The organism is Nocardia sp. bgisy134, assembly GCF_965341865.1.
Lineage (GTDB): Bacteria > Actinomycetota > Actinomycetes > Mycobacteriales > Mycobacteriaceae > Nocardia.
On record NZ_CBDQZP010000003.1, the window covers coordinates 325,663 to 335,133 of the forward strand.

The 9,471-nt window shown below is 68.7% G+C and carries 14 protein-coding genes; 8 read left to right on the top strand and 6 right to left on the bottom strand.

Annotation, left to right across the window (positions count from 1 at the left end; all coding sequences use genetic code 11):
- Positions 1 to 8: 8 nt before the first annotated feature.
- Both ACRWNM_RS08215 and ACRWNM_RS08220 read right to left on the bottom strand, forming a co-directional pair.
- Positions 9 to 161 carry a hypothetical protein gene (locus ACRWNM_RS08215; protein ID WP_431965119.1) on the bottom strand — a complete coding sequence of 51 codons (153 nt, stop codon included), beginning with the start codon at positions 159 to 161 and terminating at the stop codon, positions 9 to 11.
- A 168-nt stretch (positions 162 to 329) separates the two neighbouring features.
- Entirely contained in the window at positions 330 to 1,484 is a 1,155-nt protein-coding gene (locus tag ACRWNM_RS08220) for an epoxide hydrolase family protein (RefSeq protein WP_431965121.1), read from the bottom strand.
- 63 nt (positions 1,485 to 1,547) lie between these two features.
- Here ACRWNM_RS08220 and ACRWNM_RS08225 point away from each other — a divergent pair, with 63 nt between their 5' ends.
- Together ACRWNM_RS08225 and ACRWNM_RS08230 are read left to right on the top strand one after the other, a co-directional pair.
- On the top strand, positions 1,548 to 2,498 hold the full coding sequence (locus ACRWNM_RS08225; RefSeq protein WP_431965123.1) for a helix-turn-helix transcriptional regulator: 951 nt from the start codon (positions 1,548 to 1,550) through the stop codon (positions 2,496 to 2,498).
- A 21-nt stretch (positions 2,499 to 2,519) separates the two neighbouring features.
- On the top strand, positions 2,520 to 2,765 hold the full coding sequence (locus tag ACRWNM_RS08230) for a CGNR zinc finger domain-containing protein (protein ID WP_431965125.1): 246 nt from the start codon (positions 2,520 to 2,522) through the stop codon (positions 2,763 to 2,765).
- Here the strand turns inward: ACRWNM_RS08230 and ACRWNM_RS08235 are convergent.
- Entirely contained in the window at positions 2,711 to 3,757 is a 1,047-nt protein-coding gene (locus tag ACRWNM_RS08235) for an NAD(P)-dependent alcohol dehydrogenase (RefSeq protein ID WP_431965127.1), read from the bottom strand. The two genes, ACRWNM_RS08230 and ACRWNM_RS08235, sit on opposite strands and share 55 nt — an antisense overlap.
- Before the next feature lie 85 nt (positions 3,758 to 3,842).
- On the opposite strand from ACRWNM_RS08235, the gene ACRWNM_RS08240 reads away from it, so the two are divergent.
- Positions 3,843 to 4,499, top strand: a complete 657-nt coding sequence (locus ACRWNM_RS08240) for a TetR/AcrR family transcriptional regulator C-terminal domain-containing protein (protein WP_431965129.1) — start codon at positions 3,843 to 3,845, stop codon at positions 4,497 to 4,499.
- 4 nt (positions 4,500 to 4,503) lie between these two features.
- Here the strand turns inward: ACRWNM_RS08240 and ACRWNM_RS08245 are convergent, their stop codons facing one another.
- Positions 4,504 to 4,977, bottom strand: a complete 474-nt coding sequence (locus ACRWNM_RS08245) for a MarR family winged helix-turn-helix transcriptional regulator (protein WP_431965131.1) — start codon at positions 4,975 to 4,977, stop codon at positions 4,504 to 4,506.
- Positions 4,978 to 5,088: 111 nt separating this feature from the next.
- Between ACRWNM_RS08245 and ACRWNM_RS08250 the strand changes: the two genes are divergently transcribed.
- A complete protein-coding gene (locus ACRWNM_RS08250) occupies positions 5,089 to 6,231 on the top strand; it encodes a GDSL-type esterase/lipase family protein (protein WP_431965133.1) in 1,143 nt (380 codons plus the stop codon).
- Between the two features lie 27 nt (positions 6,232 to 6,258).
- Here ACRWNM_RS08250 and ACRWNM_RS08255 read toward each other — a convergent pair whose 3' ends face one another.
- Positions 6,259 to 6,873, bottom strand: coding sequence for a TetR/AcrR family transcriptional regulator (locus tag ACRWNM_RS08255; RefSeq protein WP_431965135.1), 615 nt, complete (start codon positions 6,871 to 6,873; stop codon positions 6,259 to 6,261).
- Between the two features lie 70 nt (positions 6,874 to 6,943).
- Here ACRWNM_RS08255 and ACRWNM_RS08260 point away from each other — a divergent pair, with 70 nt between their 5' ends.
- From ACRWNM_RS08260 to ACRWNM_RS08275, 4 genes are all read left to right on the top strand, one after another.
- Positions 6,944 to 7,501: a peroxiredoxin-like family protein gene (locus ACRWNM_RS08260; RefSeq protein WP_431965137.1), complete on the top strand. Its 558-nt coding sequence runs from the start codon at positions 6,944 to 6,946 to the stop codon at positions 7,499 to 7,501.
- On the top strand, positions 7,498 to 7,656 hold the full coding sequence (locus tag ACRWNM_RS08265) for a hypothetical protein (protein ID WP_431965139.1): 159 nt from the start codon (positions 7,498 to 7,500) through the stop codon (positions 7,654 to 7,656). The genes ACRWNM_RS08260 and ACRWNM_RS08265 overlap by 4 nt, the downstream gene beginning before the upstream one ends.
- Positions 7,656 to 8,258, top strand: coding sequence for an ATPase (locus ACRWNM_RS08270; RefSeq protein WP_431965141.1), 603 nt, complete (start codon positions 7,656 to 7,658; stop codon positions 8,256 to 8,258). The genes ACRWNM_RS08265 and ACRWNM_RS08270 overlap by 1 nt, the downstream gene beginning before the upstream one ends.
- 132 nt (positions 8,259 to 8,390) lie before the next feature.
- Positions 8,391 to 8,600, top strand: coding sequence for a hypothetical protein (locus ACRWNM_RS08275; RefSeq protein ID WP_431965143.1), 210 nt, complete (start codon positions 8,391 to 8,393; stop codon positions 8,598 to 8,600).
- A 181-nt stretch (positions 8,601 to 8,781) separates the two neighbouring features.
- On the opposite strand, the gene ACRWNM_RS08280 is transcribed toward ACRWNM_RS08275, so the two are convergent.
- Complete coding sequence (locus ACRWNM_RS08280) at positions 8,782 to 9,357, bottom strand: Uma2 family endonuclease (protein WP_431965145.1); 576 nt, start codon at positions 9,355 to 9,357, stop codon at positions 8,782 to 8,784.
- Positions 9,358 to 9,471 lie beyond the last annotated feature (114 nt).

Consider the following 9,471-nt stretch of genomic DNA (forward strand, 5'->3'; position numbering starts at 1 on the left):
GGCGCGCCTCACCAGCCGAGCAGTTCGGCCAGGTCGATCCACTCGTCGCCCCAGCACTGTTCGATCGCGCGGCGCTGCGATTCGGGCTGCTCGGGTGACCAGCCGCAGCGCCGCCAGAAGGCCTCTCGATGTTCCTGCGTCATCCGCAACGGCTCAGTCATGGCGATCGCTCCTGCTCACCGCGGTCCTGCCCATCGATTGTGCGCCACAGTGGACACCGCCGGACGCGGTTCGCCGATAGCCGCGCACGGCCGCGGTGAAGGCGGGTATACGCCTGTTCCGGCGGCGACATGCCGGAACCGGGGTAGCGGAAACATTTTTCGGCGAGTTCAGCGCAGGTCGCGGAAGAACGCCCGCACGTCGTCGGTGAGCAGCTCCGGCTCCTCCAGCGCGGCGAAATGTCCACCGCGATCCACGTCGGTCCAGCGGGTGATGGTGTTCTCCCGCTCGTCGTAGCGATGGATGGCGACGTCGTGGGCGAACACCAGAACACCCGTCGGCACACCGGAGTTCACCTTGGTCGCGCCCCACGGCGCGTCCTGCGCGTAACCGACGTAGGCCGCGGAGCCCGCCGTTCCGGTGAGCCAGTACAGCATCGCGTTGGTCAGCAGGCGGTCCCGGTCGATGATCTTGTCCGGTTCCACCGCGCGCGGATGCGTCCACTCGCGGAATTTGTCCATGATCCAAGCCAATTGGCCGACCGGCGAATCCGTGAGCCCGTACGCGAGGGTCTGGGGGCGGGTGGACTGGATCGCGATGTAGCCGAACTCCTCGTTCATGAACGCCTCGATCCGGCGGATACGGTCCCGCTCCACGTCGGAAAGCTCGGCGAGCTCCTGCTCCGAGAGCGGGAGCGCGGGGAACGCGCCCGTGCCGCCGTTGGTGTGCACGCCGACCACCCGGTCCGGCGCCACCCGCGCGACCTCGGGACTGACCGCCGCGCCGATATCGCCGCCCTGCACGCCGTAGCGGTCGTAGCCGAGCCTGCGCATCAACTCCGCCCAAGCCCGCCCGACGCGCTCGACGGTCCAGCCGGATTCGCGCACCGGGCCGGAGAATCCGAACCCGGGCAGCGCGGGGATGACCACGTGGAACGCGTCGGCGGGATCGCCGCCGTACGCCTTCGGATCGGTCAACGGGCCGATCAGATCGAGGAATTCGACCACCGATCCGGGCCAGCCGTGCGTGAGCAGCAGCGGGAGCGCGTCCTGCTCGGGCGAGCGGACGTGCAGGAAGTGGATCGTCTGTCCGTCGATCTCGGTGCGGAATTGCGGATGCGCGTTGAGTTCGCGCTCGGCGGCGCGCCAGTCGTAGCCGGTGCGCCAGTGCTCGACCAGCGAGCGCAGCCACGCGGTGGGCACGCCGGTGTCCCAGTCGTCGCCCGGCAGCGGCTCGGGCCAGCGCACCGCGTCGAGCCGTCGGTGCAGGTCGTCGAGCTGCTGCTGCGGGATGTCGATGCGGAATTCGGTGATCTCGAAGGTCATGAGAACGACGATAGGAGCCACCTAGGACAGCTTCGGCCCTAGGTTTCGGGCAGACTTGCTCGCATGTTGGAAACCTCCGCCCGGCTGCTGCGCCTGCTGTCGCTGCTGCAAACCCCGCGCGACTGGACCGGGGCAGACCTGGCCGCCCGCCTCGAGGTCGACGTGCGCACCGTCCGCCGCGACATCGACAAGCTGCGGGCTCTCGGCTATCCGGTGCAGGCGACCGCGGGCGTGGCGGGATACCGGCTCGGCGCGGGCGCGAAGCTGCCGCCACTGCTGCTCGACGACGACGAGGCGGTGGCCGTCGCGGTCGGCCTGCGCACCGCCGCGGGCGGCACCATCGCCGGTATCGAGGACAGTTCGCTGCGCGCGCTCACCAAGCTCGAGCAGGTGCTCCCCTCCCGGTTGCGACATCGCGTGCAGCTACTGCACTCGGTGACGGTCACCGTCCCCGCCGCGGGCGCGACGGTCGATCCCGACGTGCTCACCGCCGTCGCCGCCGCCATCCGCGACCAGCACCGGCTGCGCTTCGACTACCGAAACCATGAGGGCGCGAGCTCTTTACGCACCGCCGAACCGCACCGGCTGGCGCACACCGGCCGCCGCTGGTACCTCATCGGCTGGGACGTCGATCGCGACGACTGGCGCACCTACCGGGTCGACCGGATGCACCCGCGCATCCCCACCGGGCCGCGGTTCACGCCGCGCGAGGCGCCCGAAATCGATCTGTCGGGCTACATCTCGCGAGGCGTGACGACCGCGCCCTACCGCTACGCCGCCCGCATCACCCTGGGCGTGCCTGCGGCGGTGGCTGCGGACCGCATCGCGCCGACGGTCGGCGTCATCGAGCCGATCGATGCCGAAAGCTGCCTGCTGCGAACGGGTTCCAACTCGCTCGATGAACTCGCCGTGTACGTGGCGCTGTTCGACTTCCCCTTTCGGGTGCACGAGCCGCCCGAGCTCGTCGAGCGCGTCCGCACGCTGGCCGAGCGCTTCGCGGACGCGGTCTCCTGATCCGCCGCACCGGGTTCAGGGGTGAACCGGGACGCCGACCTGCGCCGCGCCTACCGCACGCGCGACGCTGTCGATGCTCGCGCGCGACGTCATCGAGCTGTTCAACGGGCCGCTCGCATCCGAGCGTGCACGGCCGACGATTGCGGCCTGCTCTTCATCGACACCTCCCGCCCCGGCCACCGCCGCTGGTACTCGATGGAGCGCTGCGAACCTCACGAAGCTTCGCCGGCACCGGGCCTGCTGACGACGAGCACCGTCTTGCCCTGAGCATGCCCCTCGGCGACATGGGAGATCGCGGCCACGGCGTCGCGCAACGGATATTCGCGCTCGATCACCGGGCGTAGCTTGCCGCTCTCGACGAGTTCGGTGAGGAATTCCAGATCGGCTCGCCGCGGCTTCATCAGCAGCGGGCGCATGGTCTGCCGGATGAAAAGGTCGGCTACGACCACCCGGCCGATCCAGAGCACCGGACCGATCCAGTCGCCGCCCGGCGAGCCCGCCGAGGACACGAAGACGCCTTCGGGCGCGAGCACCTTGCGGCAGTCGGCGAGGCCGCGGTTGCCGACCAGGTCGAGCAGCACGTCGTAGCGTTCGCCCGACTGCACAAAATCCGTAGTCGTGTAGTCGATCACACGATCAGCGCCGAGGCCGCGCACGAACTCGACGTGACGCGTGCTGCACACCGCTGTCACCCGCGCGCCGAGCGCCTTGGCGATTTGCACGGCGAAGCCACCGACCCCGCCGGAGGCGCCGTTGATCAACACCGACTGTCCGGCGCGCACACCGCCGACATCGCGCAGACCCTGGAGCGCTGTCATGCCCGAATCCGGCACGGCGGCAGCCTGTTCGAAGGAGAGACCGGCGGGTATCGGCGCGAGGGTGGCGGCGTCGACACAAACGTATTCGGCGAACGCTCCGAAATCCGTTGCACCGTATACCCGATCCCCGATCCGGAACGAGGTGACCGCCGATCCGACGGTCACCACCTCACCCGCGAGATCGTGGCCGATCACCGGATGCTTGGGCTTGCGCACCCCGAAGCCCATCAGCCGGATGAGATACGGCTTGCCGGTGAGCAGGTGCACGTCGCCCGAGGCTACGGCGGCCGCCCTGACCCGGACCGAAACCTCGTGCGGGGCGGGCTCCGGGCGCGGTACCTCCTCGACGCGCAAGACGTCACTCGACCCGTAGCGCGGCGCGACAATCGCGGTCATCACGTCCCGACCGGTCACTGTGCGCGGGCTCGACGATTCCGACATGGCGGTTACCACCTCTACTTACACCGTAAGTGCTACAGCTCGAACGCTACGCTTACGGTGTAAGTCCGTCAAGGGAGAGCGATCGATGACCAAGCCCGCCGAGCGCGCCCGGCTCACCCGCGAGCGTGTCCTGCGCGCCGCCGTCCGCCTCGCCGACGAGCAGGGACTCCACGCGCTGTCCATGCGCAAGCTGGCCCAGACCCTCGGCGTGGAGGCGATGTCGCTGTACAACCACGTCGCGAACAAGGACGACCTGCTCGACGGGATCGCGGATCTGGTGGTCGCCGAGATGGCGGCGCCCGAGATCGGCGGGGACTGGAAGGCGGCGCTGCGCACCCGCGCCGTGTCCGCGCACGAGGCGCTGCGCCGCCACCCCTGGGCGACCGGACTGATCGGCTCGCGGGTGAACGTCGGCCCGGCGATGCTGCGCTACATCGACGCCACGCTCGGCTGCCTGCGCGCCGCCGGTTTCACCTACCAACAGGCGGACCGGGCCTGGAACGCGATGGACGCGCACATCTACGGGTTCACCCTGCGGGAGTCGACCTTTCCGCTGGAGCCTTCCGAATACGTCGCGGCGGCAACCTATTTCCTGCCGCGCATTCCGGAATCGACGCACCCGCACATGAACGCGCTCACCAGGCTGGTCATCGACGGCGTGCACGACGGCATCGCGGAGTTCGAATTCGGCCTCGAGCTCGTCCTCGACGGACTCGAGCGCCTACGGGAGGCGGCCGAGTAAGCCGTCAATCGGTGCGCGCGGTGGCGTCCGGGTTCGTGGCATCGCGGACGATCCGCAGCGCGGTGGTCAGCGCTTCGAGTTGTTCCGGCGCGAGCAGACCGGTGAACCAGCGCTGAATCGCGTCGAGATAGTCCGGCAGCACCTGTTCGAGGCGGCGCACACCGGCGTCGGTCAGCACCGCGCGAGCGCTGCGACGGTCGGCCGGGTCCAGCACGCGCTCGACCAGTCCCGCCGCGGACAGCCGGTCGACCAGCCGGGTGACGCCGCTGGTCGACAGCGAGGTCTGCGTCGCGAGGTCGGTCATGCGTAGTCGCCGTTCGGGGGAACGGCTCAGGCGAAGCAAAGCGTTGAGGTCCAAGCCGGAGAGGCCACTCGACTTCCAGGTCGGCTCCAGCTTGGCGAGCAGGCCGTCGTGCGCCTCGTAGAGCAGGCCCATCGCGGTCAGGCGCGGATCGTCGAAGAGGTCGGGCTCGTCCATGACCCGGACTCTACCGGATGTATTTGACGCGCGGATAGTTGACGGGAGGAATACATTGGAGTAGATATATGACAACGCAATATTCCTCGCGTCAACAACTTGGGAGTTCTCATGTCATCGCAAGCCACCGGATGGGTCGCAGGCTTCCGCTCGGCCGTGATCAGCCCGTACGAGCGGATCAAGCTCACCGATTCGCACGAATTCACCGATCAGACCCTGCGCCAGGTGCTGCATATGGCGGGCGGCGGCGAGCAGATCCGCGTTCGCCTGACCAACCGCTACGGACGGACCCCTCTCGTCATCGGGGCCGCCCGGATCGCGCTGCGCAAGACCGCCGACGAGATCGTCCAAGAGACCGACCGCGAAGTGCGGTTCGCCGGAGCGGCGCGGGTGACCGTGCCCGCGGGCGGCGAAGTGCTCAGCGATCCGATCGACCTCGCGGTGGACGCGGGCGACGATCTGCTGTTCAGCCTCTACCTGCCGGAGCCGACCGGGCCCGCGACGTTCTCGCACATGCCCACCGAAATCGCCTACGCCGCGAGTGGCGATCACACCGGCGCGACCGGCATGCCCGACGCGCAAGAGATTCCCTGCCGCTTCTTCGTGAGCGGCGTCGACGTCCTCGCGCCCGCCGGGACCGACATCGCGGTCGCCTTCGGGGATTCGTGGTTCGAGGGCGTCGGCAGCACGCTCGGCGCCAACCGCCGCTCGGTCGACGTGCTCAACGAGCGCACGCGACGCGGCTGGGTGGTGAACCAGGGCATCGGCGGAAACCGGCTGCTCACCGAGGAGATCGGCGAACGCGGCCTGGACCGGTTCGCCCGCGACGCCCGCGACGTCCCCGGCGTGCGCCACGTGCTGATCCATTTCGGCATCAACGACCTGATCCTCGGCGGCATGGGCGGCCAAGCGCCCGCCACCGCAACGGAACTCATCGAGGGATTCACCGAACTGGCTCGCCGCGCGCACGCCGCCGGGCTGACCATCCACGCGGCCACCATCGGTCCTTACGCGGGCTGCATCTACCCTGGCCTCCCTGTCGCCGAGACCCTGGCCACTCGGCACGCCGTGAACGAATGGATCCGGGGCACGGACGTTTTCGACTCGGTCTTCGACGTGGACCGCGCCGTCGCCGATCCGCAGCGGCCGGACTACATCCGGCCCGAGTTCGACAGCGGTGACGGCATGCACCTCAACGACGCGGGCGCGCGAGCGATGGGCGAGTCCGTCGACCTGGCGAAGATCTTCGGGTAGCCGGATCGCGCACGGCCGCAGCCGGTTTCAGCTCGGCGATAGTCCGCGTAGCACGATCTCGACGCCGCCGCGGAATTCGTCGTCGACCGACATCGTCCGCGCCCGGCTCGCCGTCTGCACCAGCAGCGGGAAGTCGTCGGTGGCCAGCGCCGCGATGGTCGCGGTGCCCGGCCCCGCGATCGAGGCGTAGTGCTCGTTCTGCAGGAAGCCGAGCAGGAAGCCGACCACCGTGCGCTGCGCGATCACCCGCTCCCGGCCTGCGAAGCCCGCGTCGGTGAGCACGGTCAGCATGGCCTCCATCCAGTGCAGCGACGCGGCGGAGGACTGGCGGTGCCGCAAGATCAGCGGCACCACGGCGGGATGGGCCGCGACGGCGGCCCGCATCCGCGTCAGCAGGACCACGGCCCTGGCTCGCCAGTCCTCCCCCTCCGGGGGCACGGTCTCCATGGCTCCGAGCACCCGATCGACCACCAGCACCTCGAGCTGATCCCGGTCTGCGACATAGCGATACAGGCCCATGGTGGCGACGCGCAGTTCCTTCGCGACGGCCCGCATGGTCAGTCCTTCGAGCCCGTCGCGGTCGATGACGGCGAGGGCGGCGTTCCCGAGATCGTCGGTGGTCAGCGAACGAGGACGTGGCATGGGTTGACAGCGTACAAGGTACGCGCATACTGGTCGTAGGCGTACGTCGTACACTTACGAAGGAGAGACCATGTCACTGCCGACTTCCGTCGCCGCGCGCACCTTGCGGACCATCACCGGCGTCGAGGTACCGATCCCGGACCCCGATTGCCTCGTTCACCTGCAATTCCGTCGTTTCGCGGGCTGCCCGGTATGCAACCTGCACCTGCGTTCGATCGTCACTCGCCGCGCCGAGATCGCCGCGGCGAACATCCGCGAGGTGATCGTCTTCCACTCGCACGCGGAGGAACTGCGCAAGTACACCGACGATCTGCCGCTCGACGTCATCGCCGACCCGGACCGCATCCTCTACCGCGAGTTCGGCGTCGAGACCTCACCGCGCGCCCTGCTCGACCCGCGCGGCTGGCCCGCCATCGCCCGCGCTGTCGCGCACGACCTGCGCGCCATGCTGCGCCGCGACCGTCCCGCTCCCCCGAGCCGGCCCGACGGCGGCCCGCTCGGCCTGCCCGCGGATTTCCTCATCGCCCCCGACGGCCGAGTGCTGGCCGCCAAGCACGGGACGCACGTCTACGACCAGTGGTCGGTCGACGAACTGCTGGCGCTCGTGCCCGCCGAGCAGCTCCGGTGACGGCGATCGCCGAGCCGCAGGCTGCCTCGCGCACGGCCGGAGCCGCGCAGCCACGTGTCGTCAGGGCGGGCGCGCTGCTGAGCGCCGGACGGCTCGCAAGCGCGTTCGGTTACGGCGCCATCGACTACGCATTCGAGAAGGGGACACACTCGTGATGACCATCGAGCTGTTCGTGACCGCGGGCGTCCTCGACGCCGAGCGCAAACACGCACTCGCCGAACGCATCCTGTACGCACTGACCACCGAGGACGACGCGCCGGACACGGTGCTCGACAAGGCGCGCGAACTGACCCACGTGCTCGTCCGGGAGCCGGACGTGTGGGCGACGGGCGGACCCGCCGCACCGCGCTACCTCGTACGTCTCACCGTCCCCGGTTCGTGGAGCAACAACCCGCGATTCGCCGACCACGTCGTGCCGATGATCACCGAGGCGATCGCGGCGACCGAGCCCGATCCGGAACGCCTCACCCGCGAACCGCACTGCGTGATCCAGATCGTCGGCCTCCGCGAACGCGGTCTCGCCGCTCTCGGCCGCCCCCTCACCGGCACCGAGATCACCGAGCTGATGACCGAGGACTACCGCAACTCCGGCGAAACCCGGGAAGCCCCCGAGGGTTTCGCCATCGACCCGATCTGCGGCATGACCGTCGAATTGGCCACCGCGGAGCTGACTCTCACCCACAACGGCACCTACTACGCCTTCTGCGCCCCCACCTGCCGCAAACTCTTCACCGAGGAACACGCGATCCCCGCCTGACCAGACCGGTGGCCCCGAAATTCTTTGGCGCGCGCCACTTTTCGTAACGCCGGAGCTAGTCCGACCGATTGGTCAAATATGGATGACGGCGAGCCGTCATCCATAACCATAGAATTGGACAAAGGATTCATCATGTCGTTCACCAAGCTGCTCGGCGCAGGCGTCGCGGCACTGGCCTTCGGAGCAGTCCTCACAGCGGGTCCTGCTGCGGCCGAACCGATTACCGCCACACCGGTGATCGCGCCCGGCGAGCCCGCACCGTCGTCGGGTAGTGCACTGATCAGCGGCTTCGATGGGCTGCTTCGCCTCCTGCGGTGCGGCTCCGCCTACAGCTGCAACTAGGAGTCCTGTCGACGGCACGGGCGGGGTTGGCTTCCGCCCGTGCCACGGGGAACTCATAACTCGGCGCCCCAGCCGGTCCCGCTCGATCCAGGAGGTGCGCTGAGCGCACCACCCCATCCCTGCTGCCCCCAACACCCCGAAAAGGCCGCCGCCGATCCACGGCAGCGGCCTTCGTGAGGTGTCAAGGCAGTAACGAGACCGGATCGAGGGTGAACTCGAAAGGAGCTCGCAAAGTAACCTTCTCCCCGGCTGCGACCCGATACGTCGGCTCGTAACTGCGGTCGCCGCCGAGGGAATGGACGAACGCCACCGGCAACGACTCGCCCGGCAGTTGTCCCTTGAAGGCATTGAGCTCGAAGCGCCAGTAGTTCGGAATCCCCGCCTCGGCGTAGAGAACCGGCTTCACCATGCGGTCCTGCAATGTGGTCGAGTTGGAGACCACTTCGACGGCAAGCTGAACCTGCCCGACAGGAATCCCGCGACCGTCCCAGTCGATCGGGCCGGTGACCACGATCAGATCTGGAATGGGCTCGTCGTCTCCGGTCAGGACACCGACGCCCCGCATCACCTCGTACTCATGGGGCCGGACGGCCTCCAGCGCGCTCTCCAGCCGCTCGAGCACCCGCTGATGCCGCGGTGTCGGAACGGCGTTCACGACGAGCTGACCGTTGAGCACCTCGTAGCGCAATCCGTCATCGGGCATGCGATCGAGGTCGGCAGCCGTCCAATGGTCCGAGCTGGGAACCGGCATCGTCATCGAATCGCCTCCAACCCCACCGGCATTCGCCAACCGCGCCGGTTGGACTCAGCACGAGCGTAGCTCAGTCGGCACGGTCGATCTGGGGTCTTCCGTGCCGACTGAGCGAGCACA